At 68.0% G+C, this 23,328-nt stretch carries 20 protein-coding genes; 7 read left to right on the top strand and 13 right to left on the bottom strand.

Annotation, left to right across the window (positions count from 1 at the left end):
* Positions 1–18: 18 nt before the first annotated feature.
* From SB771_RS32185 to SB771_RS32210, 6 genes are all read right to left on the bottom strand, one after another.
* Positions 19–948, bottom strand: a complete 930-nt coding sequence (locus SB771_RS32185) for a c-type cytochrome (RefSeq protein ID WP_175658728.1) — start codon at positions 946–948, stop codon at positions 19–21.
* Positions 945–1,631: a c-type cytochrome gene (locus SB771_RS32190; protein ID WP_175658729.1), complete on the bottom strand. Its 687-nt coding sequence runs from the start codon at positions 1,629–1,631 to the stop codon at positions 945–947. The genes SB771_RS32185 and SB771_RS32190 overlap by 4 nt, the downstream gene beginning before the upstream one ends.
* A gap of 46 nt (positions 1,632–1,677) precedes the next feature.
* On the bottom strand, positions 1,678–2,742 hold the full coding sequence (locus SB771_RS32195; protein WP_175658730.1) for a substrate-binding domain-containing protein: 1,065 nt from the start codon (positions 2,740–2,742) through the stop codon (positions 1,678–1,680).
* A gap of 8 nt (positions 2,743–2,750) precedes the next feature.
* A complete protein-coding gene (locus SB771_RS32200) occupies positions 2,751–3,542 on the bottom strand; it encodes a transcriptional initiation protein Tat (RefSeq protein WP_175658731.1) in 792 nt (263 codons plus the stop codon).
* 216 nt (positions 3,543–3,758) lie between these two features.
* Positions 3,759–5,051, bottom strand: a complete 1,293-nt coding sequence (locus SB771_RS32205) for an MFS transporter (protein ID WP_175658732.1) — start codon at positions 5,049–5,051, stop codon at positions 3,759–3,761.
* 131 nt (positions 5,052–5,182) lie between these two features.
* Entirely contained in the window at positions 5,183–6,646 is a 1,464-nt protein-coding gene (locus SB771_RS32210) for a mannitol dehydrogenase family protein (RefSeq protein WP_410721238.1), read from the bottom strand.
* Positions 6,647–6,802: 156 nt separating this feature from the next.
* Here SB771_RS32210 and SB771_RS32215 point away from each other — a divergent pair, with 156 nt between their 5' ends.
* Genes SB771_RS32215 through SB771_RS32225 form a run of 3 tightly spaced genes read left to right on the top strand, consistent with a single transcriptional unit; the run spans position 6,803 to position 9,832 of the window.
* On the top strand, positions 6,803–7,534 hold the full coding sequence (locus SB771_RS32215) for a GntR family transcriptional regulator (RefSeq protein WP_126226031.1): 732 nt from the start codon (positions 6,803–6,805) through the stop codon (positions 7,532–7,534).
* A 28-nt stretch (positions 7,535–7,562) separates the two neighbouring features.
* On the top strand, positions 7,563–8,771 hold the full coding sequence (gene manD / locus SB771_RS32220; RefSeq protein ID WP_175658733.1) for a D-mannonate dehydratase ManD: 1,209 nt from the start codon (positions 7,563–7,565) through the stop codon (positions 8,769–8,771).
* Positions 8,772–8,800: 29 nt separating this feature from the next.
* Entirely contained in the window at positions 8,801–9,832 is a 1,032-nt protein-coding gene (locus SB771_RS32225; RefSeq protein ID WP_175658734.1) for a Zn-dependent oxidoreductase, read from the top strand.
* A 92-nt stretch (positions 9,833–9,924) separates the two neighbouring features.
* On the opposite strand, the gene SB771_RS32230 is transcribed toward SB771_RS32225, so the two are convergent.
* Entirely contained in the window at positions 9,925–12,102 is a 2,178-nt protein-coding gene (locus SB771_RS32230) for a TonB-dependent siderophore receptor (RefSeq protein ID WP_175658735.1), read from the bottom strand.
* Between the two features lie 387 nt (positions 12,103–12,489).
* On the opposite strand from SB771_RS32230, the gene SB771_RS32235 reads away from it, so the two are divergent.
* Positions 12,490–12,936 carry a hypothetical protein gene (locus SB771_RS32235; RefSeq protein ID WP_175658736.1) on the top strand — a complete coding sequence of 149 codons (447 nt, stop codon included), beginning with the start codon at positions 12,490–12,492 and terminating at the stop codon, positions 12,934–12,936.
* A gap of 60 nt (positions 12,937–12,996) precedes the next feature.
* Here the strand turns inward: SB771_RS32235 and SB771_RS32240 are convergent, their stop codons facing one another.
* From SB771_RS32240 to SB771_RS32260, 5 genes are all read right to left on the bottom strand, one after another.
* Positions 12,997–14,088 carry a porin gene (locus SB771_RS32240; protein ID WP_175658737.1) on the bottom strand — a complete coding sequence of 364 codons (1,092 nt, stop codon included), beginning with the start codon at positions 14,086–14,088 and terminating at the stop codon, positions 12,997–12,999.
* Between the two features lie 103 nt (positions 14,089–14,191).
* Entirely contained in the window at positions 14,192–15,535 is a 1,344-nt protein-coding gene (locus SB771_RS32245) for an MFS transporter (protein WP_175658738.1), read from the bottom strand.
* A gap of 130 nt (positions 15,536–15,665) precedes the next feature.
* Entirely contained in the window at positions 15,666–16,727 is a 1,062-nt protein-coding gene (locus tag SB771_RS32250) for an aromatic ring-hydroxylating dioxygenase subunit alpha (protein ID WP_175658739.1), read from the bottom strand.
* A gap of 48 nt (positions 16,728–16,775) precedes the next feature.
* Complete coding sequence (locus SB771_RS32255; protein ID WP_175658740.1) at positions 16,776–17,741, bottom strand: PDR/VanB family oxidoreductase; 966 nt, start codon at positions 17,739–17,741, stop codon at positions 16,776–16,778.
* Positions 17,738–18,817 carry an aromatic ring-hydroxylating oxygenase subunit alpha gene (locus SB771_RS32260; protein ID WP_175705173.1) on the bottom strand — a complete coding sequence of 360 codons (1,080 nt, stop codon included), beginning with the start codon at positions 18,815–18,817 and terminating at the stop codon, positions 17,738–17,740. Before SB771_RS32260 ends, SB771_RS32255 begins: the two co-directional genes overlap by 4 nt.
* A gap of 198 nt (positions 18,818–19,015) precedes the next feature.
* On the opposite strand from SB771_RS32260, the gene SB771_RS32265 reads away from it, so the two are divergent.
* Positions 19,016–19,504 carry a MarR family winged helix-turn-helix transcriptional regulator gene (locus SB771_RS32265; RefSeq protein ID WP_041491688.1) on the top strand — a complete coding sequence of 163 codons (489 nt, stop codon included), beginning with the start codon at positions 19,016–19,018 and terminating at the stop codon, positions 19,502–19,504.
* Between the two features lie 69 nt (positions 19,505–19,573).
* On the opposite strand, the gene SB771_RS32270 is transcribed toward SB771_RS32265, so the two are convergent.
* A complete protein-coding gene (locus SB771_RS32270; protein WP_043173145.1) occupies positions 19,574–20,320 on the bottom strand; it encodes a TetR/AcrR family transcriptional regulator in 747 nt (248 codons plus the stop codon).
* 171 nt (positions 20,321–20,491) lie between these two features.
* Here SB771_RS32270 and SB771_RS32275 point away from each other — a divergent pair, with 171 nt between their 5' ends.
* Together SB771_RS32275 and SB771_RS32280 are read left to right on the top strand one after the other, a co-directional pair.
* Complete coding sequence (locus SB771_RS32275; RefSeq protein WP_175654252.1) at positions 20,492–21,673, top strand: isovaleryl-CoA dehydrogenase; 1,182 nt, start codon at positions 20,492–20,494, stop codon at positions 21,671–21,673.
* 31 nt (positions 21,674–21,704) lie between these two features.
* Entirely contained in the window at positions 21,705–23,312 is a 1,608-nt protein-coding gene (locus tag SB771_RS32280) for a carboxyl transferase domain-containing protein (protein WP_175658741.1), read from the top strand.
* The last annotated feature ends 16 nt before the right edge of the window (positions 23,313–23,328 follow it).

Consider the following 23,328-nt stretch of genomic DNA (forward strand, 5'->3'; position numbering starts at 1 on the left):
GGCCGCAGCGCGCGCATGTCACGGCGCGCCGAGCACGCGGCCGTTCACGTCGCGCCCGTACATCGAGTCGGGCGTGTCGTGGAATTTCGCGCGCGTGTCCTGCACGGAGCCGGTGAAGCGTGGGTCCTGCGGACGCTCGTGGCTGTCCATGAAGGTCGCGACGTCCCACGCTTGCTGATCGGTCAGCGTGCCGCCGAGCCCGAGCGGCATATTCGCCTTCACGAAGCCGGCCGCGTTACGGATGTCGCCCATCCCCGCCCCCCAGTTGAACGAGCGTGCGCCCCACAGCGCCGGAAAGACCGGCTTGCCGCCGCTCGATCGTCCCTGGCCGTCCGCGCCGTGACAGAGCGCGCAGTGCTGCGTGTAGACGGCGGCGCCGCGCGCGTAGTCGGGCTTTTGCGCGGGCGGCGGCAGTTTCGGGAAACCCTGGCCGGGCAGCCGGGTGCCGACCGGCGCGCCCTTCGCGAGCCAGTACGAATAGGTTTCGAGCGCAACGAGGATCGGGTCGCCAGCCGGCGGCGCCTTGCCGTTCATGCTGTAGCGAAAGCAACCCTGCAGACGTTCGGCGAACGTGTTCACGTGGCCGTTCTTGCTGCGGTAGGCCGGGTAAAGCAGGTACGCGGCCCACATCGGGCCCGCATCGGGCCGGCGGCCCGCGTCGAGGTGGCAGCTCGCGCAGGTCAGCTTGTTGCCGACGTACTTGCCCGCGTACTCGGGCGTGTGCAGGAAGATCTGCTCGCCGAGCTTCACGGTCTTGCCGAAGTCGTCGGCAGGGATCGCGGATTCGGGCGGTGGCGTGAACGGCTTCGCCGCCGCGACGGGAAGCGGTGCCGCCGCGGGGGCGGAAGCGGCGGCCGGTGCGTCCTGCGGCGCGGCCGCGCAGGCGAGCGCGGGCAGCCAGGCCGCGCCGAGCAGCGCGGCGCGGATCAGCTTCGTGCGGTCGATCATTGTTTTTCTCCGTGCGCGGCGCCGCCGCGTGCATAGTAGGCGGCCACCGCGTTGATGTCGGCGTCGGACAGCTTGCCGGCGATCATCGGCATCAGCGCCATCGGGCCGGGCGCCCGCGTGCCGTGCTTCCAGCCGTTCAGCTGGCCCGTGAGATACGCGGCCGGCTGGCCGGCGAGCGGCGGAAACGCGGCGCCCACGCCGAGGCCGCCCGCGCCGTGGCATTGCGCGCAGGCGGGCAGGCCCTGCGACCAGCGTCCGCGCGTCGCGAGCCATGCGCCGGTGTTGGCCGGATCGATCGACGTGGCGTCGGACGCCGTGATGGCCGGCGGCGCGGGCAGGCTCGCGAAATACGCGGACACCGCATCGCGCTCGTGCGGCGACAGCTGTTTCGCGAGCGGCTGCATGACCGGGTTCTGACGGCTGCCGTCCGCGAACGCGGCGAGTTGCACGGACAGGTAGCCAGCGTTCGTGCCGGCGAGACGCGGGAAGCCGGCGGCCGCGTTGCCTTCGCCCTGTGCACCGTGGCAGCCGATGCAGGCGGTCACGCCCGTCGTCGTGCCCTGGGTGGCGATCGTCTTGCCGAGCGCGATGTCGTCCGCGCGGGCGTGGCCGGCCAGCAGCGCGGCCGCGGCGAGCAGCAGCGGCGCGAACCGGCGTCGTGGTAGGTCGACCGAATCGTTCACGTGTCCCCTCCTTGTTGTCTGTCTTGTGGCGCGTGCGCTCGCGTACTTAGCTCGCGTCGGGCCGGTCTTGTCGTGGCGCGACAGGCGGCGCGAGATGCGGTGTCGGCGCCGTCGCGTCGTATTGCCCGAAGCCGTAGCGCGCGAAAATCCGGAATGCGTCCGGCGACCGGATGAACGCCAGCCATGCACGCGCGGCTTCCGGATGCGGCGCGTGCTTCACCATCGCGCCCGCATAGATCGCCGTCGTATTGTGCTCGGGTGGAATGTCGATGTGCATCAGCGGATGCCCGACCTGTTCCTGGAACGCCGCTTCCGACTGCCACAGCACGCCGGCGTCCGCGCGGCCCTGCATCAGGAACAGCGCGGTTTCCCGATGATGGATGTGCGTGAGTTCGGTCGTGCCGGCGCGCACCTTGTCGTCGTAGACGGTGCGCGCGAGCGCATCGCCGCCGGCCTTCACGAGCGACGCGCGAATCTGCCGCGCGATGCCTTCGAATGCCGGGTTCGGCATCGCGAGCTGCACGTCGGGCCGCGCGAGGTCGTTCAGCGACGCGATGTGCTTCGGATTGCCGGCGCGCACCATGATCGTCAGCTGGTTCGTCACGTACGGCACGGCCGGGCCTTCGAGCGTGCCGTCCGCGATCAGTTCGTCGATCTTGCCGAGCCCTGCGAAATACGCGTCGGGCTTGACCGTCCACGTCATGTTGCCCACGGTGATCGTGCCGCCCGCGTGAATCTGCTTCACGAGCAAGCCGGGCGGGATCGTTTCCCAGTAGATGCGGCCGCGGTATTCGGGATGATCGGCCTCGAACTTCGCGACGAGCGGCGCCATCGCGAAGAAGTAATTGCCGCCGACGTACAGGACGAGCTTCGGCGCGGTGAGGTCGCCATGGAAATCCGCGAGCACGTCGACCTGCGGCACCGTGAATTCGAGGCCGCGGTTCGTCGCGTCGTTGTTGCGGCCGTCCTGCCACGGCGGAAAGACGCTGATGGAAGGGGCGGCCGGTGCGGCGAGCGACAGCGCCGACGTGCAGCAGAGCGCGGCCAGCGCCGCATGCAGCGCCGTGCGCCACCGGCGTTGCAACGGAGCGCGCGAACGGATCGATGTCATGGCGCGCCTCATTTCGCGTAGGTGAAACCGGCGTGCTGCAGTTCGGGCAGCGTGCCGACCGCGCCCGGCGTGACGATTGCCGACGGAATTACATGGTTGGTCAGATCGGCGGCGAGTGCGTCGAGCGGCAGCTTGTCCGGATTCGCGCTCGCGCGGTCGAGCCGTTCCGCGAGTTCCCAGATCGCGTTGTGGCACGACAGGAACACGACGCCGCGCTGCTCGAGTGCGGCGATGCTGTTGTCGTGCGACGAGAATGCGCCGTCGGCCAGTTCGTGGTCGTGCGCGTCTTTCGACTGCGCGGGTTTTGCGGCGAGCAGCGTGTTGGTCGCAAACGCGGCGCCCGCGAATTTCGCGAGGCCGTATTTGTCCCACGCGATCTGGTCGAACAGCGCGAGATGCGCGGCGCCGTGCGTGGCCGACACGACGAGGAAGTCCGGATGACCGAAGCCCCAGATCTGCGCGTTCAGCGCATTGCGCATCAGGTTCAGCCACGGGCCGCCGAGCTCGGTGTTGTCCCACACCTGCTTCGGGCCGCCGCGATAGCCGATCACTTCCATGAGCGCCGCGTGATCCCATTGATCGGGGCGCTCGACGATCATCGGCACCGTCTTGAAGTCGCGCCGTCTCGGCGTGCCGGCGAGGCGGCGGGTGAGCTCGGCGAGGTGCGTCGCGCCGCTGGCCAGTAGCGCGCCGGTTTCGGGTGTGGCCGCCTGGGCGACGCGCGCTGCGCCGAGCAGCGCGGTGCCGGCCGCGAGGCCGAGTGTCTTGAGCGCGCCGCGGCGCGCATGCCGGTCGGACATCGAACTCTCCCATATCGTTGTTGTGAGGGGCGTGCCGCATCGCCGTGCTGCCGGCGATGCGTCGCCATCGCGTAGCCAGTCTAGGGGCGCGCGATCGATACCGGAAATCGCGATATCGGATGGGAGATATTCGAGGGGGCGATGATTGACGCAAACGACAAGGCCGCGCGGCGCCGGTTCATGCGGCGCCGCGCGGCCTTCGTCAGCCGTGGAAAGTCAGTGCACGGTGCGTTCCCGCAGCACGTTCGACGGTCGCGCGTTGCGCACGAACACGCCGGCCAGCACCGCGCCCGTGAGGGCGATCGCGCCGGCCAGCACGAACGCGGACGCGAACGAGCCGCTGCGCTCGACGATGAAGCCGGTCACGGCCGGCCCGATCACGCCCGACAGGCTGCCCATGCAATGCAGGAAGCCGCTGACGCCGCCCACGCGGGCCGGATGCACGACGTCCTGCACGATCGCCCAGTAGATCGCGCCCGTCACGTACAGGAAGAACAGCGACACCGACATCAGTGCGACCGCGCCCTGCGTCGACTGCACGGCGCCCGCGACGGCCACGCACGCGCCCGCGCCGAGCAGGCAGGTGACGAGCACGATCCTGCGCGACAGCAGCAGGTTGCCGGTGAGCCGGTACAGCGCGTCCGAGATCGCGCCGCCGCACGCGAGGCCGACCGTGCCGACGAGCCAGGGCACGACGGTGGCGACGCTCATCTCCTTGATGTTCAGATGGTGCGCACGCACGAGGTAGCTCGGGAACCAGCTCAGGAAGAAGAACAGCACGTAGTTGTAGCTGAAGAACGCGGCGGCCGTCGCGATGATGCGCGGCTGGCGCACGTAGTGCGACAGCGTATGCGCCGGCGTTGCGGCGGCCGCCGCGGGCGCGTGGGCGGGCGATGCCGCACGCGTCGCAGCACGCGCGTCCGATGCGTCGCCGACCGGCGCGGCCGGACGGTCCGACGTCGACATCATCCACACGACGACCCACGCGAGCCCGATCGCGCACACGATCCAGAAGGCCGGCCGCCAGCCGAACTGCGCGGCCAGCAGGCCGACGATCGGCCCGGCGATCGCGCCGCCGAGCGGCGAGCCGGCGCTGAGCAGGCCCATCGCGGTCGCGGCGCCGTCGCGCGGCAGCCAGTTGTTGACCATCTTGTTCGCGGCCGAGCACAGCGGCCCTTCGGCCATGCCGAACAGCAGCCGCACGATCAGCAGGCTCACGAAGCCGACAGTGAGCGCCGTCATCCCGCAGAACACCGACCACAGTCCGACCGACAGCACGTACACGAGCTTCGGCCCGAGCCGGTCGGACGCGAGCCCGCCGATGAAATTGAACAGCGCGTAGCCGATGAAGAACGTGCTGAACACGAGGCCCATCTGCGCGGCATCGATGCCGAGATCGGTCTGCACGATCGGCGCGACGATCGACAGCGCCACACGGTCGAGATAGTTGATCCCGTACACCAGGAACAGCAGGAACACCGTGAACCACGCCTGCGACTTCTGCTTCATTGTCTGTCTCCTTCGTGCCGGTGGGCCGGCCGTCATGTCGTGTCGATCGTTCGCCGCGTCGGGATTGCCGTCGGCGGGCAGGGGCATTGCGCGGTTCGCTTAGGTTGCGGCGAACCGTGGTGAGCGTTCGTTCAGCGTGCGTGCAACGGCGCGAGCAGCGCGTCGGTGCCGTGCGTGCGCAGCGTCGACAGATGCGCGCCGATACGCGCGATCAACGCCTCGGGCCACACGGTCGAACCGGCGAGTGCACTGCTGCCGAGCGCTGCGCGAACCGCGCCGGTTGCATCGCCGGCCGCCGCGAGCGTCGCGCCGAGCGCGGCCGCGCCCGGATCGTTGATCGCGAGCGGCCGGCCCGACTCGTCGCGCGCGGTGGCGACGTAGTGCAGCCAGAGCGCCAGCGCGCGTTCCAGGTAGGGACGCTCGACACCGGTCGCCGCGCTTTCGCCGAGCGCCGGCAGCCAGCGCAGCGGCACCTTCTGCGTGCCGTCCATCGCGATCTGTTCGGTGCGATGCGCGAGCGTCGGATTGCGGAAGCGCTGCACGAGCGTCGCGCAATAGCCATGCGCGTCGTAACCGGACGGCACGTCGACGGTCGCGAGCAGGTCGCGCGTCATCACGCCGTCGACGAGCGCCGCGATCGCCGGATCGGCCATCGCGTCGGACACGGTCGCGCGGCCGCGCAACTGCCCCGCATACGCGATCGCCGAATGCGAGCCGTTCAGCAACCGCAGCTTCATCGTTTCGTAGGGCCGCACGTCGCCGACGAGGTGCGCGCCGGCGTCTTCCCAGCGCGGGCGCGGGCCGGCGAAGCGATCCTCGATCACCCATTGCGAGAACGGCTCGCAGACGATCGCGGCCGCGTCGCGCGCGCCGAGATGCGCATGCGCCCAGTCGAGCGATTCGGGCGTCGCGGCCGGCACGATCCGGTCGACCATGCTGTTCGGGAACGCGACGTCGTCGCGGATGCGCCGCGCGAGCGCGCCGTCGATGTGTTCCGCATAGTCGATCAGCAGCGCGCGCAGCGTGTCGCCGTTCGACGTCATGTTGTCGCAGCACACGACGGTCAGCGGGGCATGCGCCGGCCGCCGGCGCAGGCCGGCCGCGATCACGCCGAGCGCGGTGCGCGGCGCGTCGGGCGTCGCGAGATCCTGGCGAATCGCGGGGTCGTCGGTATCGAGACCGCCGCCGGGGCGTCGGCAATAGCCTTTCTCGGTCACGGTCAGGCTGACGATCGACACGGCCGGATCGGCGATCAGCGCCAGTAGCGCGGGCAGCGATTCGGGCGCGAACAGCGCGCCGTGCACCGCGCCGACGATGCGCGTGCGTGCGCCGTGGCCGTCGCGTTCGGTCACCGAGTACAGGTGATCCTGCGCGGCGAGCAGGTCGACGGTATGGCGCCGGCGCAGCTCGACGCCGACGATCCCCCAGCGCAGATCGCCCTGTTCCAGCACCGTTTCCGTATGCAGCGCCTGATGCGCGCGATGGAACGCGCCGAGGCCGAGATGGACGATGCCGGTGCGGAGCGCCCGCCGGTCATAACAGGGGCGGCGCGTGCCGGGCGGCGCGGTGCGCAGGAAATCGGGGGTGGATGACATAGGGATCAGGTGTGATGCGTACCATGGTAGATGGTCGAATGCGTGCAGGTTATTTCGAGTTTCCCCGCGAAGTTATCGGTGTAAACGCTAAATCGCCGGAATTCGGCCGGTTCTGTACCATGGTAGTTATCGATATCGAGGCGGATCAATCGCACCATGAGCGAAACGGCAGTACTGGAAGAAGCGGACGTCGTCGTCACGGCGTTGCAGGGGTTCTCGCTGGACGAGAGCCGGTCATATACGGAGCAGGTGCATGCGCTGCTGCGCCACGCGATCGTGCGCGGCGCGCTGCCGCCGCGCACCGCGCTGTCGGAGGCGGTGATCTCCACGACGATCAAGGTCAGCCGCACGCCGGTGCGCGAGGCGTTCGCGCAGCTCGCCGACGAGCGGCTCGTGCAGATCATCCGCAAGGTCGGCACGCTGGTCGCGCCGATCCCGGTGTCGATTCTCGAGGAAGGGCGCTTCGCGCGCAGCACGCTCGAATGCGCGAACCACGTCGAGCTCGCGCAGAAGATCACGCCGGCGCAGCTCGCGGAGCTGTCGCGGATCATCGACGCGCAGCGTGACGCGGTGGCCGCCGGCGATGTCGAAGCGTTCTTCGATCTCGACGAGGCGATGCACGGGCGGATGTTCGCGTTCGCGGGCCGGCCGCACGTGTGGGAAATGCTGCAGCCGATGAAGCGCCAGTTCGACCGGGTGCGCTGGCTGCTGCTCGATCGCGTCGAGGATCACGCGCGCCGCGCGCTGCAGGAACACGAACAGATCCTCGCGCACATCGCGTCGCGCAACATGGCGCTGCTCGGCGCGTCGGTCGCGGCGCACGTCGACCGGATCGGATCGCACCTGCCGGACGTGCGCAGCCGCGCGCCCCATTACTTTGTCGACTGACATCCGAATCGCCCGCTGGAGGAGCGCAGTGAAAATCGAACGCTTGCAGACCATCGTCACGTGTCCGGGCCGGAACTTCGTGACGGTGAAGATCGTGACCGACGAGGGCGTCCACGGCCTCGGCGACGCGACGCTCAACGGGCGCGAGCTCGCGGTGCGCGCGTACCTGGAAGACCACGTGTTCCCGTGCCTCGTCGGCCGCGACCCGCGCAACATCGAGGACATCTGGCAATACCTGTATCGCGGCGCGTACTGGCGGCGCGGGCCCGTGACGATGACGGCGATCGCCGCGATCGACATGGCGCTGTGGGACATCCTGGGCAAGCTCGCGGGGATGCCCGTCTACCGGCTGCTCGGCGGCAAGAGCCGCGACGGCCTGATGGTGTACGGCCACGCGAACGGGCGCGATCACGACGAAGCGGTCGACGCGGTGCGTGCGCACATCGAGGCCGGCTATCGCGCGATCCGCGTGCAATCGGGCGTGCCGGGGCTCGACAAGGTGTACGGCGTCGGCAAGACGGCCGGCGCGTACGAGCCAGCCGAGAAGGGGCTGCCGCCCGAGGAGCCGTGGGACACCGCGCTCTACCTGCGTCACACGCCGGAACTGTTCCGCAAGGTGCGCGACGCGGTCGGCGATGCGCCGCACCTGCTGCACGACGCGCATCACCGGCTCACGCCGATCGAGGCCGCGCGGCTCGGCCGTGACCTCGAGCCGCATCGGTTGTTCTGGCTGGAGGACGCGACGCCCGCGGAGAACCAGGACGCATTCCGCCTGATCCGCCAGCACACGACGACGCCGCTCGCGGTCGGCGAGGTGTTCAACTCGATCTGGGATTGCAAGGACCTGATCCGCGATCAGCTGATCGACTACATCCGCGCGACGATCGTGCACGCGGGCGGCATCACGCACGTGCGGCGCATCGCCGATTACGCGGCGATGTACCAGGTGCGCACCGGCTTCCACGGCGCGACGGACCTGTCGCCCGTCTGCATGGCGGCGGCCGTGAACTTCGGGCTGTGGGCGCCGAACTTCGGCATCCAGGAGCTGATGCCGCACAGCGCGCTGACCGATGAAGTGTTTCCGCACAACTACCGCTTCGAGGACGGCTATCTCGTGATGGACGACGTGCCGGGCCTCGGCGTGGATATCGACGAGACGCTGGCCGCGAAATATCCGTACGAGCGCGCGTACCTGCCGGTCGCGCGGCTGCGCGACGGCTCGATGTGGAACTGGTGAGCCGCGAAGATCCGAAGGAGAGAACCGAAATGTTGAGCGTCGTTGTCGATCGTCCGAATAGCATGGGCGTGCGTGAAGTGCCGCTGCCCGTGCCCGCCGCCGGCGAGGTGCGCGTGAAGGTGCGCTATGCGGGCATCTGCGGGTCGGACCTGCACATCTTTCACGGCAAGAATCCGTTCGTGTCGTACCCGCGCATCATTGGCCATGAATTCGTCGGCACGATCGAATCGGTCGGCGCGGGCGTCGATGCCGCGCGGCTCGGCGAGACCGTCGCGGTCGATCCGGTGATCAGCTGCGGGCATTGCCACGCGTGCACGATCGGCCGGCGCAACGTGTGCCGGCACCTGAGCGTGCTCGGCGTGCATCGTGACGGCGGCTTCAGCCAGTACACGTGCGTGCCGGCCGGCAATGCGTACCGGATTCCGGACGCGATCGCCGATACCTGCGCGGCGATCGTCGAACCGTTCGCGGTGGCCGCGAACGCGACGTCGCGCACCTGCGTGCTGCCGGGCGATGTCGCGCTGATCTACGGCGCCGGCACCGTCGGGCTGACGATCCTGCAGGTGCTCAAGCGCGTGTACGGCATTCGCGCGTTCATCACCGACCGGCTCGACGCGCGGCTGCAGCTCGCGCGCAAGTGCGGCGCGGCGGAGGACGAGATCATCAACACGAGCGTCGAGCCGCTGCCCGACGCGCTGGCCAAGCGCGGTGTCGATGGCGGCCCGACGCTGATCTTCGATGCAGTCTGCCATCCGTCGATTCTCGAGGAGGCCGTGACGATCGCCGCGCCGGCCGGCCGGATCGGCGTGCTCGGGTTTTCGTCGGAGCCGTCGGCGATCGTGCAGGCCGAGCTGACGAAGAAGGAGCTGACGCTCGCCGCATCGCGGCTCAACTGCGCGATGTTCCCGCAGGTGATCGACTGGATTGCTCGCGGGCTGATCGAGCCTGAGCACATCGTCACGCACAAGGTCGGCTTTCGCGACGTCGCGCAGGCGTTCGAGATGGCCGAGCGAAATCCCGCGGAAAGCTGCAAGATCCTGCTCGATTTCGCGGGCGGCTGATCGCGCGTTCAGTTCATACCGGTTCGTGTCGCCGGCCGGCGCGCGTCGCGTGCGTCGCGCGTGTCGCGCGCCCCGGCCGGTGCGACGGTGTGTCAGAACGAGACCGTCGTCGTCAGCGTGACGAGCCGCGGCTCGCCGACCGCGACGATCAGGTTGCTGTTGCTCGACGGATAGTAGGTCTTGTCGAGCAGGTTCTTCACGTTGAGCTGGATGCGCGTCGGGAACTTGCCGATCGTCGTTTCGTAGGCCGCGAATGCATCGACGGTCACGTAGCCGGGCAGCGTGAAGCTGTTCGCGGTGTCGCCGGGCCGTGCGCCGACGAGCCGCGCGCCGCCGCCGAAGCGCCAGCGGCCGGGCAGGTTCGCGAGCGCCGTGTCATACACGGCGAACAGGCTGCCGGTGTGACGCGCGACGTTGACGAGCGACGTGTTGCTGTCGCGATCGTTCGCGTTCGTGTACGCGTAGCTGCCGATCAGGCTCAGGTGCTGCGTGAGCTGCCCCGCGACGTCGAGTTCGATCCCGCGCGAGCGCGCGGTGCCGATCGTCGACGTGATGTCGCCTACTGTTACCGCGACGTTGCGCTTGTCGATCTGGTAGGCCGCGAGCGTGCCGGTGATGCCCGGCTTCAGGTTGAACTTCAGGCCGGCTTCCAGCACGCGGCCGAATTCCGGCGCGAGCGGTGACGTGACATTCGACGCGACGTTCGCCTTGAACGAGCGGCTCACGTTCGCATACGCGGTCAGCGACGGCGTGAGCGCATACGCGAGCCCGAACTGCGGCAGCCACACGTTGCCGTGCGAGCGGTCGGCGAATGCGAACGGCCGCCCCATCCCCGATTCCTGCTGCCAGTCTTCCCAGCGCAGCCCGCCGACCGCGGTGAGCCGGTCGGTGATCTTCACCGAGTCCTGCACGATCATCGAATACGTGTGGACCAACGACCGCGAATCGCTTTGCTTCGCGTTCGGCGTGCCGCCCGGCGCAAGCAGGCCATAGACGGGATCGTAGAGATCGAAGCCCTTGATCGCCTTGCCGCGGATCGTGTCGCCGCGGAAGCTGCGCTGCCGTTCGTATTCGCCACCGATGTAGAGCGCGTGATTCATCCCCGCGAGCGTCAGGTTGCCGAGCAGGCCGAGCGTCGCGATCTGGTCGGAGTCGTTACGCCCGAGGTTGGCGTCGGCCGTGCGCGTCATCGCGCCGGTCGCGCTGTTGAAGGCGGTGCCGCGGGCGATGTACTGATCGTAGCGGTCGCGGCCCCAGCCGTACGTCGCGCGTACGCGCCACGCGTCGGAGAAGCGGTGCTCGACGCGCGCCCGCAGCGTTTCCTGGATCCCGCTGCTTTGCGCCCACGGTTCGTCGTAGCGGCGATAGCGCAGCGCATCGTCGGGGCGGCCGTTCACGAGCACGGTGCCGCGATCGAACGGCATCGTGTAGTCGACGTACTGGTAGCTGACGTCGATCGACGTGTTCGCGTCGTGCCACGACAGCGCGGGCGCGATCAGCGCGTTGCGTTCGCGGCCGAAGCTGCGCCAGTAGCGGCTCGTGTCGTATTCGCCGGTGAGCCGGAACGCGAGCGTGCCGCCCGCGACCTGCCCCGGCTTGCCGAGCGGGCCCGTCAGGTCGAACTGCGCGCTGCTGCCGCCGTGGCTCGTGCGCGATGCGGAGATCGAGCCGCCGAACGTGTCCTCCGGCTTGCGCGTGATGAGGTTGATCACGCCGCCCGGGTCCTGCATCCCGTACAGCAGCGAAGCCGGGCCCTTCAGCACTTCGACGCGATCGATCGTCGCGAGATAGCTGTGCAGCACCGGCGTGCGGACCCCGTCGACGAGCACGGAGCCGTCGTTGTTCGAACCGAAACCACGCTTGATGAACGCGTCGCGCGTGCCGCCGAGCGTGTTGGTCTGCGTGATGCCGCTGATGTTGCCGAGCACGTCATCGAGCGAGCGCGCCTGCTGGTCCTGCATCACGCTGCTGCTGACCACGGCGACCGATTGCGGGATCTCCTTGATGGGGCGCGCGTCGCCGCCGGCGATGCTGCTGGTGCGCGGCTGATAGCCGACGGTCGGATCGGCGACCGCCGATGCGTTGACGCTGATCGTCGGCAGTTCGCGTTCGGGCGGCGATATGGATGCCGGTGCGGGCGCGGATGCCGCCTGGGCGGGCTCCGCCTCGGCATGCGCGCCGCTGGCGACGCAAAGGGTGATCAGGGCAGGCAGGCTCGCGAGCCACGGGCGCAAGGTCCGCGCGCGGCGGGGCGTTCGACGGGATGGCATGAATCGATGAGTGACGGAGTGCTAAGGACGGAGGCACAGGCCGCAGCGCTTCACTGCGCCGCTGCGGCAGGATGCGCATGATATAGGTAATGAGAATCGTTTGCAATTGTAACGAGGCCGATACGGACCGTGAACCGCGATTGCCGGGCCGTCGGCCGTCTGCTACCGTAGCGGCCAAAATCAGACGCAGTGAAATCCAATGAGAGCCGGGGGCCGCACCATGTCATCTTCCTGTCACGTCGCGTGCAGCGCGGTCGACCGTGCGGGTGATGAAGTGATCGCAGCCGTGTTCCGCCATTCGAACGAATAAAGCAACGGAAGCGAATTCATCCGGCGTAGCGCCGGGCTTCAATCACTTCAATCACCACGCTAGAGGGGAGACCACCCATGAACAAGTTTTCCACGCCGTTCGCGGCGGTGACGCTTGCAGCCTGCGCGCTGCTGGCGGGCATTCAGCAGACCGCTTGCGCGGCTTCGGCTGCCGAGCCCGCGATCGACGCGCATTACGGCGCCGTGATCGAGGCCTACACGCGGGACATGGCCGCCGCGAAGACGAAGTACGACGGCAAGCGCCTCGTATTCGTCGGCGCCGTGATCCGGATGGGCAGCGTCCCGGGCGGCACGTACTTCGGCGCGCTGACGACCGACGGCGAGCAGTTCGACACTCACTTTGACGTGGCCGATCAGGCTGCGCTGAAACCGAAATTCCCCGGCGGCGAGATCAAGCCGTTCACGGCGTCCGCGAATTTCCGCTTCAGCTGCGTGAACGAAGGCTATATCGATGCGCCCGTGTTGCCGGGGCTGAAGCTCGCGCATTGCCGGCTGGAGGGCTGACTCCGGCACGCGCGGTTCGCGGGCGGCGGCGAGCCGCCCGGACCGGCGCTGTGCGGGGCGTCAGAATTTCTGCTGAATCCCGGCCATGACGCCGAGCTGGTTGCTGCCGGTCGCGACGGTGCCGCCGGCGGCTACCGCATTGGCGGCGGTGGCGCTGTTGAACACGTAGCCCACCGACGTATAAACGGTCGTCCGCTTGGACAGGAAATAGTTTGCGCGGCCGACGAGCAGCGTGGCGTTCGTGCCTTCGCTGCTTTCGCGACGCTGCAGGTAGCGCACGCCCTGCAGGTCGAGCGCGAGGTACGGCGTTGCATAGTACGTGCCGCCCGCGAACACGATGTCGGCCTGCAGGTGTGCGGCCGCCGCGAGATTGCGGCGGATCCAGCCGGCGCCGAGTTTCGCCGGGCCGATCTTCACGTAGCCGGCGACGATGTCGCGCGTGTCGGTGTACGCCGAATTGTTCAGCGGCGCGAGCGCGCCGCCGCCGCCGCGCATCACGTCGTGCGAGGCGGCCAGCCCGAAATTGCTCGCGTCATAGGCGAGCATCGCCGTGTACTGCCGGCAGGCGACGATGTCGCCGGGCACCTGTCCGGCGCAGCCCGTCGCCGACGGTCCAGCCGGTCCGGCCGCGTCGCGGCCGAAGCTGTAGGTCGCGCCGAGCGTCACGCCGTGGAACGTGCCCTTGTAGCCGATCGCATTGTCGCTGCGCGCGTTCGGCAGGTAGGAGTCGAAATCCGCCATCGAATGAATCGACGGGCCGATCACGTCGGCATTGGTCAGCACGATCATCGTCATGTTCATCTGGCGGCCGAGGGTCAGTGCGCCGAACGGACTGTTCACGCCCACGTTGGCCTGCCGCCCGAACAGGCGCCCGCCATAGTTCAATGCGCCGCTGCCGGGCTGGAAGCCGTTTTCGAGCACGAAGAAGGCCTGGTAGCCGCCGCCGAGATCCTCCGTGCCTCTGAGGCCCCAGCGTGACGGAACCTCGCCGGTCAGCGTCGGCATCCCGGTGAACGACCCGCCGTGCGCGGCGTTGTTGTAGTAGGACACGCCGGTATCGATGATCCCGTACAGCGTGACGCTGCTTTGCGCGCAGGCCGGTCCGGCCAGCGCCATCGCCGTCGCGAGCGCGGCGCCCAGTTTCGTTTTCATGGCTGTCTCCAAACAGTATGTAGATCTACTTATCGTTTTTTTCATTGCCCCGGACTTGCCCGGGTTACCGACGGGTATCGGTCAAGCCTGCGGGCGTCGTGCGTTACGACATCGCCGGATCGCGTTGCCGGTGCGGTGCCGCGGCGCGCGCGCCCGCCACGGCGACGGCGATGGCCGCGCCGGCCAGCGGCACGAGGAACGCGAGATAGAGATGGGACACGGACCAGCCGTCGTCCAGCAGCGCGCCGACCGTCATCGGCGACAGGATCGCGCCGAGGCGGCCGATGCCGACCGCGAGACCAATGCCGGTCGTGCGGATCTCGGCCGGATACGGCGTCGGCGACAGCGCATACATGCCGGCCACGCACGCATTGATCACTGCACCGAGGAACACCGCGACCGTCACGCCGATGCCGAGCGAGCCGGTGTTCGCGCCGAACACGACCATCAGCACGCCGCCCAGCAGCAGCGTCGCGCCCAGCAGGTTGCGCAGGGCGAACCGCGTCGACAGCAGGCTGAAGAGCGACGCGCCCGCGATGCCGCCGAGATTGAGCAGCACGCCGCCGGTCACGCCCTGCGATGCCGACATTCCGGCCTGGACCAGCAGTTTCGGCGTCCAGCTCACGACGAAGTAGAAGCTGCCCATCACGAGAAAGAACGCGATCCACAGCGCGATCGTGCGGCGCGCGAGCGGTGCGCGCAGCACGGCCGTCCAGCTCGACGCGGGGTTCGCCGTGTCGATGGAAGCGGCCGCGGCCGGCAGCGTGTCGATCGGCGCGCGCTTCATTCTCGCGAGGATGCGGTTGATTTGCGGCAGCGCGTTGTCCGGACGCCGCGCCAGCAGGAAGTCGAGTGATTCCGGCAGCAGCGCGAGCACCATCGGGATCGACATCAAGGTCAGGATGCCGCCGAACGCGAACACGCTGCGCCATCCCCACGTCGACAGCAGGTAACCGGCGATGACGCCGCCGGCGGTGGCGCCGATCGCGTAGCCGGTCGACTGCATGCCGATCGCGGCGCTGCGCCATTTGTTCGATGCGTACTCGCCGCTGATGACGGTCAGGCTCGCCAGCATGCCGCCGATGCCGAGCCCCGTATACGCACGTGCGGCCGCGAGTTGCAGCGTGCTGTGGGTGGCCGCGCAGGCCAGCATTCCGGTCGAGATCACGGCGAGGCACAGCAGGATGATGCGGCGGCGGCCGACGCGATCGGCCAGCGGCGCGATCAGCACCGAGCCGATGCCCATGCCGGCCAGCCCCGCGCTCAGCAGCAGGCCGATTTCCTTGCCGCTCAGTTTCCACTCGGCTGCCAGATGCGGCGCGGCAAACGCGATGGCCAGCACGTCGAAGCCATCGAGCATGTTCAGCACGACGCAGGCCGTGACCGCCATCGTCTGGAACGCGCTCATCGGGGATTCGTCGATCGTATTGCGGATATTTGCGCTCACGTCAAAGATCCTTCATAAGAATAGTATGACTAATTGATTGAGATGAAATCGACGCACTGCCGTCGCGAATGAGACGAAAGCGAATGCGTGGGCTGACGGGCAGCCCGGGTTACGCGCGCCGGCGCGGTGGCTACGCGGGTTCGGGTTGCAGCAGCAGCCGCTCGATCACGCGCCGCGCGCGATTGGGGCCCGCGTCGACATGAATGTCGATCTGGCGGCGGCCCGGGAACCGCAGCTGATTCCGGTATTGCGCCTCGATCACGGTCTTGTCCTCGTCGAACGTCGCCGCGGATTGCTCGATGACCGTTCGCGCGACGCGTTCGATGTCGTGCTGCGGATTGGTCGCGACGGTCCAGAAGTAGTGCGTCGTCGTGTCCGTCTCGGGCGTGATGCCGTGGAAGCCGCGCATGTGAAAGCCGCCGCGCGCCGGATCGTGCAGGTCGCCGGTGCCGGCGTCCATCGCGCCGGTCCAGATCCGGATGTGCGACACGTGGAATTCGATTTCCTGCCAGCGATCGACGCGGCCCGCGAACGGCCATGCCGCCGTGTAGGTCGGCGGCGGTTCCGAATCGGGCATGCGGCGGACCAGTGTGACCGTGTCGCCGTCGGTGCTGACGCGGGTTTCCGCGCCCATGTGCAGCGACGCGTTGCCGCCGATGGTTTTCAGATGGACATAGCCGAGGTGGCTCAGGTCCATCAGGTTGTCGTGAATCAGCTGATACGGCGCGTCGTAATGGTAGTGGCCGCCGCCGAACCGGTAGTGCGGATCCGAGTGGAACGGATAGCGCGGCGGCGCGCAGGTCGGTTGAGCGTGCGCGTCGGCGCCGATCCAGATCCACACGATGGCGTCCTGTTCCCGCACCGGATACGACGCCACGCACGCCTTCGCCGGAATCCGGTCCTGGCCGGGAATCTCCACACAGGTGCCGCCGCGGTCGAACAGCAGGCCGTGATAGCCGCAGCGCAGGCCGCGCACCTCGAGCGAGCCGCACGACAGCGGCAGCGACTTGTGGCAGCAGCGATCCTCCAGCGCACCGACTTCCCCGGACAGCAGACGGAACAGCACGACCGGGCGGCCGAGCAATGTGCGCGCGACAGGTTTGTCCGTCAGTTCGGATGACAGCGCGGCGACCCACCATCGGTCGATAGGAAACTTAGTAGTATTGATTAGTGGTGCGGCATGATGCGCCATTGATCGTCTCCAGTATTGTGGTTTTCCGCCGCGCGCCGCGCGGTCCGTCTACAGATCGAGTACCAGCAGGTCGGTTCGCGATCGCGAACAGCACGGCATGAACTGGTCGCCGGCCGCTTGTTCCGCTTCCGTCAGATACGAATCGCGATGATCGGGCTCGCCTTCCAGCACGCGCGTCACGCAGGTGCCGCATACGCCTTGCTCGCACGACGTAAGAATCTCGACGCCGTTGGCCGCCAGCGCCGCGACGACCGTGCATTCGGCCGGCACGTCGATCACCTTGCCGCTGCTCGCGATCCGGACCTGGAACGCACGATCGGCGCCGGACGACGCAACCGCGCCGCCGAAGAACTCGTAATGCAGCCGCTCGTCCGCCCAGTCGCGCGCGCGCGCGGCGCTCAGCACCGCATCCATGAAGCCGCGCGGGCCGCAGACGTACAGGTGCGTGCCGTCAGGCGCCGCGGCGAGCACCGCGGCGAGGTCGAAGCGTTGCGCGGGGTCGCCGTCGTCGACGTGAAAGCGGGTGCGGTCGTGGAACCCGGCCGCGTTGATCCGCTCGACGAAGGCCATGCGGTCGGTCGAGCGCGCGCAGTAGTGCATGTCGAACGGGATGCCGGACGAGAACAGCCGTTCCGCCATGCAGAGAATCGGCGTGACGCCGATGCCGCCCGCGAGCAACAGGTGGTGCGGCGCGTCGGGCGCGAGCGGGAATTGATTGCGCGGGACGCCGATCCGCACGGTATCGCCTTGCCGGACTTCGTCGTGAATGGCGCGCGACCCGCCGCGGCCGTCGGCATCGCGCAGCACCGCAATCTGATAGCGGTCGCCGTGCTCCGGGTGATTGCACAGCGAGTACTGGCGCACGAGGCCGCCCGGCAAATGCACGTCGATATGGGCGCCGGCGTCGAAGCGCGGCAACGGCGAGCCGTCGTCGCTGACGAATTCGAAGCCGCAGATGTCGCGCGCTTCCTGCCATTTGCGGGCGACCCGCACCGTCAGCGTCGCATCGCTCATGACGCCTCCTTGATCTGCGCGACCGGAATCACCGGGCGCTGCGGGCTCGACGCCTGTTCGTCGGCGAGCAGCCGATCGATCACCTTGCGCGACAGCACGCCGCCGGCGTCGATGTTCAGCTTGAGCAGCTTGCGCTCCGGCCACTGCTCGAGGTTGAGCTGCTGGCGCTCGAGCATCTCGAGATCCTCGGCGAAGATCTTGCCCTGGCCTTCGCGGATTTCGGCGGTCAGCGCGTGATCGTCGGGCCGGAAGTTGCGCGCCATCCCCCAGAAGTACCAGATCGAGGTGTCCGTCTCGGGCGTGATGAAGTCGACCACGATCGACGAGGCCTTCAGCTCGGCCGGCGCGTCGTAGCCGCCGTGGCCCGCATGCGCGACGCCCACTTCGATCATCACGTGGCTCGGCGGCGTGAAGCGGCAGATCTGCCAGCGGTCGACCGGCACGTCGTCGGCCAGCCCGTTGCCGCGCAGCGCCATCCGCCAGAACGGCGGCGGCATCACGTTCTGCATGAAGCGGCTCGTGACGACTTCGTCGCCGTTGGCGGTCGTCTTCGGCGCGGCTTCGTCGATTTCCTTCTGGCCGATGCTCGTCGCATGCACGTACGTTTCGTGCGTGAGGTCCATCAGGTTGTCGATCATCAGCCGGTAGTCGCAGCGGATGTGATACAGGCCGCCGCCGTGCGCCCACGCCGGATCCTCGGCCCACGACAGCGTGGGCAGTTTGGCGGGATCGGCTTCGGACGCATCGCCCGGCCACACCCAGATGAAGCCGTACCGTTCGACGACGGGGAAGCTGCGAATCGGCGGGAAGCCGCCGACCCGTTGGCCCGGCATGCCGGCCGCCTTGCCGTTGCAGCCCATTTCCAGCCCGTGATAGCCGCATACGAGCACGCCGTCGCGCACGAATCCCAGCGACAGCGGCGCGCCGCGGTGCGGGCAGAAGTCCTCGAGCGCGGCGACCTGGCCGTCCGCCGCGCGGTAAAACACCATCGGCTCGTTGCAGATCTTGCGGCCCAGCGGCTTGCCGTCGATTTCATCGGGCGTGCAGGCCACATACCAAGCGTTCTTGAGAAACACGTTCATCGTCTCCTTCAGGGCGGTGCCACCGTTGCGCGGCACGTCGTCATTCCGTGTACTGAATGAGATTCAGTGTACGCATTGAGATTGGCTGGAGCAAGGCGGGCGGTATACTGGTTTTCCCGGGAAATGGCGCGAGGCAGCGCCATGCCGTCGGTGCACGCAACGGCGTGCGCCGCCTATGTCATCGACTCATCCATGGAAAAAACGAATCCCGCCGACGCGCCGGCATTCCCGCTCGATCTGTACGACGAACCCGGGCACCTGATCCGGCGCGCCCACCAGATCGCGGTTGCGATGTTCTACGAAAAGCTGGGCCGGGACGTGACGCCGGTGCAGTACGCGGTCCTGCGGATGCTCTACGAATGCCCGGGGCTCGACCAGGTGACGCTCGCGCAGCGGGTGGCGCTCGACACGTCGACCACCGCGGATCTCGCGGTCCGGCTCGAAGCGAAAGGATTGATCGTCCGCGAAGTGCTGCCGCGGCGTCAGCGGCGCCTGCTGCTGACGCCGGCGGGCGTGGAGCTGCTCACGCATCTGATTCCGTCGGTGAAGGAACTGCGTGCCGGCCTGTTCGACGGGATGGGAGAGGGCGATTCGGAGGAACTGATGCGGCTGCTGCGCAAGTTCGTCCATCTGAACAACGAGCAGAGCCGCGCGCCGCTGCGGGTGAGCGAGGATTCGTAGCGGGCGGTTTTCGCGAGATGAAGTAGAAGAGGCGGCGGGGCAGATAAAGGCAGGTGAAACCCGCTTGCGTCACGCGCGTGACGCTTGCCCTTCCAGCCGCCGCACGGCTTCCGCGACCTCGTTCCTGAAGCGCACCAACGCCGCCTGCTCCGGCGCGGGCGGCTGCACGGCCGCCCACAGCATGTCGACCAGTTGCGTGGCCGTCGTTTCCGTATCGAGCTTGCGGTGCCCGAGGATCGCATCCCACAGCACGTGCTCGATCGGCCCGAACACCATCGAGCGCAGCAGGCTCAGCGGCATGTCGCGGCGTACCTGCCCGGCTGCCTGGCCGCGCGCGAGCACGTCCATCAGCGGCGCCGTGTAGCGGCGCTGCAGCGCGGTGAGCTCGTCGCTCAGCGCATGCTGCTTCGCACGACCCTCCGACAGCACCAGCGCGCACAGCCCCGTGCCGTTCACCAGCATCAGCCGCAGGTGGGTGCGCACGATGAACGCGAACTGCTGCTGCACCGACGCCTCCACCGGCATCCCGTGTTCGAACGCGGCAATGATTTCGTCGTACCAATCGGCGATCACGCGTGCGCACAGCTCGCGCTTGCCGCGGAAATAGCTGAATACCGTCGCCTCCGACACGCCGACGCGCTGCGCAATCTCGGCGGCCGTCGCATGCTCGTAACCCTTTTCGGCGAACACTTCACGACCGGCGCGCAGGATGTCCTGCACGCGCTGCTGGGATTTGCGCCCGGCGGGTGCGCGCGATGGCTCGGCGCGGTCGGGTCTGGCAGTTGCGGTCATGGTGTCGGCGGGAGCGGCTGTCATGCTGCGATGATATCTGAGTATCACTCAAAAAACTATTGACGCCAAGCTGGGCGAGGCGCGAAACTGTGCAAAATTTCCACTGTATTGGCTTAATGAATCGACGCATTGATCCGATTTGAGCGAAACTCAGAAATCGGCGCGTGCGACCCACTTTCTGGAGACGGAGGAGACATGATCAACCTGCCCGGCGTGCAATTCATGCTCGGTGAAGACATCGAGATGCTGCGCGACGCCGTCGCGACGTTTGCGGCGAAGGAAATCACGCCGCGCGCGGCGGAGGTCGACCGCACCGACCAGTTTCCGATGGATCTGTGGAAGAAGTTCGGCGATCTCGGCGTGCTCGGCATGACGGTGGCCGAGGAATACGGCGGCGCGAACATGGGCTACACCGCGCACATGGTCGCGATGGAGGAGATCTCGCGCGCATCGGCGTCGATCGGCCTGTCGTACGGCGCGCACTCGAACCTGTGCGTGAACCAGATCCACCGTAACGGCACCGACGCGCAAAAGCAGAAGTACCTGCCGAAGCTCGTGTCGGGCGAACACATCGGCGCGCTCGCGATGAGCGAGCCGAACGCGGGCTCCGACGTCGTCAGCATGAAGCTGCGCGCCGACAAACGCGGCGACCGCTACGTGCTCAACGGCACGAAGATGTGGATCACCAACGGCCCCGATTGCGACACGCTCGTCGTCTACGCGAAGACGGACATCGACGCCGGCTCGCGCGGCATCACCGCGTTCATCGTCGAGAAGGGGATGAAGGGCTTCTCGGTCGCGCAGAAACTCGACAAGCTCGGCATGCGCGGGTCGCACACGGGCGAGCTCGTGTTCCAGGACGTCGAGGTGCCGGAGGAAAACATCCTCGGCCAGCTCAACGGCGGCGTGAAGGTGCTGATGAGCGGCCTCGACTACGAGCGCGCGGTGCTGTCGGGCGGCCCGACGGGCATCATGGCCGCGTGTCTCGACGCGGTGGTCCCGTATATCCACGACCGCAAGCAGTTCGGCCAGTCGATCGGCGAGTTCCAGCTGATCCAGGGCAAGGTCGCCGACATGTACACGACGTTCCAGGCATGCCGCGCGTACCTGTACGCGGTCGGCCGCCATCTCGACTCGGCGGGCAGCGACCATATTCGCCAGGTGCGCAAGGACTGCGCGGGCGTGATCCTCTATACGGCCGAGAAGGCCACGTGGATGGCCGGCGAGGCGATCCAGATCCTCGGCGGCAACGGCTACATCAACGAATACCCGGTCGGTCGTCTGTGGCGCGATGCGAAGCTGTACGAGATCGGCGCCGGCACGAGCGAGATCCGCCGGATGCTGATCGGCCGCGAGCTGTTCGCGGAAACGATGTAACGCCCCACGTCACGCGAACGGAGCCCCGTCGATGCCGATCATCGAATCGAAACTGAACCCGCGTTCGGAAGAATTCCGCACGAACGCCGCGGCGCTGGAGGCGGTCGTCGCCGACCTGCGCGCGAAGATCGAACAGCTCGCGCAAGGCGGCGGCCAGGCCGCGCGCGACAAGCACCTGTCACGCGGCAAGCTGCTGCCGCGCGACCGGATCGCGCAACTGCTCGATCCCGGCGCGCCGTTCCTCGAGTTCTCGCAGCTCGCGGCGAACGGCATGTACAACGACGACGCGCCCGGCGCGGGCGTGATCACCGGCATCGGCAGGATCGCGGGCCGCGAGTGCGTGATCGTGTGCAACGACGCGACGGTCAAGGGCGGCACCTACTACCCGATCACCGTGAAGAAGCACGTGCGCGCACAGGAAATCGCCGCGGAAAACCGGCTGCCATGCGTGTACCTCGTCGACTCGGGCGGCGCGAACCTGCCGAACCAGGACGACGTGTTTCCCGATCGCGACCACTTCGGCCGCATCTTCTTCAACCAGGCGACGATGTCCGCCGCGGGGATCGCGCAGATCGCGGTCGTGATGGGCTCGTGCACGGCGGGCGGCGCGTACGTGCCGGCAATGAGCGACGAGTCGATCATCGTGAAGAACCAGGGCACGATTTTCCTCGGCGGGCCGCCGCTCGTGAAGGCCGCGACCGGCGAGGAAGTGAGCGCCGAGGATCTCGGCGGCGGCGACGTGCACACGCGCCTGTCGGGCGTGGTCGACCATCTCGCGCAGAACGACGCGCATGCGTTGTCGATCGCGCGCAACATCGTCGGTCATCTCGCGCCGAAGATCGCGTCGCCGCTCGCGCTGCGCGAATCGAAGCCGCCGCGCTACGACGCGAAGAGCCTGTACGGCGTGATTCCGGTCGACACGCGCAAGCCGTTCGACGTGCGCGAGGTGATCGCACGCATCGTCGATGATTCGGAGTTCGACGAATTCAAGGCGCGCTTCGGCACGACGCTGGTTACGGGCTTCGCGCACATCTGGGGCCATCCGGTCGGGATCGTCGCGAACAACGGCATCCTGTTTTCCGAATCGGCCGTGAAGGGCGCGCATTTCATCGAGCTGTGCTGCCAGCGCAAGATTCCGCTCGTGTTCCTGCAGAACATCACGGGCTTCATGGTCGGCCGCAAGTACGAGAACGAAGGCATCGCGCGCCACGGCGCGAAGATGGTGACGGCCGTGTCGAACGCGAAGGTGCCGAAGTTCACGGTGATCATCGGCGGCTCGTTCGGTGCGGGCAACTACGGGATGTGCGGCCGCGCGTTCGGCCCGCGCTTCCTGTGGATGTGGCCGAACGCGCGCATTTCGGTGATGGGCGGCGAGCAGGCCGCGTCGGTGCTCGCCACCGTGCGCCGCGACGGCATCGAGGCGAAGGGCGGCGCGTGGTCGGCCGAGGAGGAGGATGCGTTCAAGCAGCCGATCCGCGACCAGTACGAGCGCCAGGGGCATCCGTACTACGCGAGCGCGCGGCTGTGGGACGACGGCGTGATCGACCCCGCGCAGACGCGCGACGTGCTGGGGCTCGGCCTCGCCGCGTCGATGAACGCGCCGATCGAGGACACGCGCTTCGGCGTGTTCCGCATGTAACGGCCGGGAGGGCTGA

The organism is Burkholderia sp. SIMBA_051 (genome assembly GCF_046534915.1).
Classification (GTDB): domain Bacteria; phylum Pseudomonadota; class Gammaproteobacteria; order Burkholderiales; family Burkholderiaceae; genus Burkholderia; species Burkholderia ambifaria.

Coding starts and splice junctions, on each gene's coding strand:
- SB771_RS32255 (WP_175658740.1), bottom strand. CDS start 17,741: ATGAGCGATGCGACGCTGACGGTGCGGGTCGCCCGCAAATGGCAGGAA.
- SB771_RS32200 (WP_175658731.1), bottom strand. CDS start 3,542: ATGTCCGACCGGCATGCGCGCCGCGGCGCGCTCAAGACACTCGGCCTC.
- SB771_RS32185 (WP_175658728.1), bottom strand. CDS start 948: ATGATCGACCGCACGAAGCTGATCCGCGCCGCGCTGCTCGGCGCGGCC.
- SB771_RS32280 (WP_175658741.1), top strand. CDS start 21,705: ATGCCGATCATCGAATCGAAACTGAACCCGCGTTCGGAAGAATTCCGC.
- SB771_RS32235 (WP_175658736.1), top strand. CDS start 12,490: ATGAACAAGTTTTCCACGCCGTTCGCGGCGGTGACGCTTGCAGCCTGC.
- SB771_RS32275 (WP_175654252.1), top strand. CDS start 20,492: ATGATCAACCTGCCCGGCGTGCAATTCATGCTCGGTGAAGACATCGAG.
- SB771_RS32250 (WP_175658739.1), bottom strand. CDS start 16,727: ATGGCGCATCATGCCGCACCACTAATCAATACTACTAAGTTTCCTATC.
- SB771_RS32230 (WP_175658735.1), bottom strand. CDS start 12,102: ATGCCATCCCGTCGAACGCCCCGCCGCGCGCGGACCTTGCGCCCGTGG.
- SB771_RS32240 (WP_175658737.1), bottom strand. CDS start 14,088: ATGAAAACGAAACTGGGCGCCGCGCTCGCGACGGCGATGGCGCTGGCC.
- SB771_RS32270 (WP_043173145.1), bottom strand. CDS start 20,320: ATGACAGCCGCTCCCGCCGACACCATGACCGCAACTGCCAGACCCGAC.
- SB771_RS32215 (WP_126226031.1), top strand. CDS start 6,803: ATGAGCGAAACGGCAGTACTGGAAGAAGCGGACGTCGTCGTCACGGCG.
- SB771_RS32205 (WP_175658732.1), bottom strand. CDS start 5,051: ATGAAGCAGAAGTCGCAGGCGTGGTTCACGGTGTTCCTGCTGTTCCTG.
- SB771_RS32265 (WP_041491688.1), top strand. CDS start 19,016: ATGGAAAAAACGAATCCCGCCGACGCGCCGGCATTCCCGCTCGATCTG.
- SB771_RS32210 (WP_410721238.1), bottom strand. CDS start 6,646: ATGTCATCCACCCCCGATTTCCTGCGCACCGCGCCGCCCGGCACGCGC.
- SB771_RS32225 (WP_175658734.1), top strand. CDS start 8,801: ATGTTGAGCGTCGTTGTCGATCGTCCGAATAGCATGGGCGTGCGTGAA.
- SB771_RS32195 (WP_175658730.1), bottom strand. CDS start 2,742: ATGACATCGATCCGTTCGCGCGCTCCGTTGCAACGCCGGTGGCGCACG.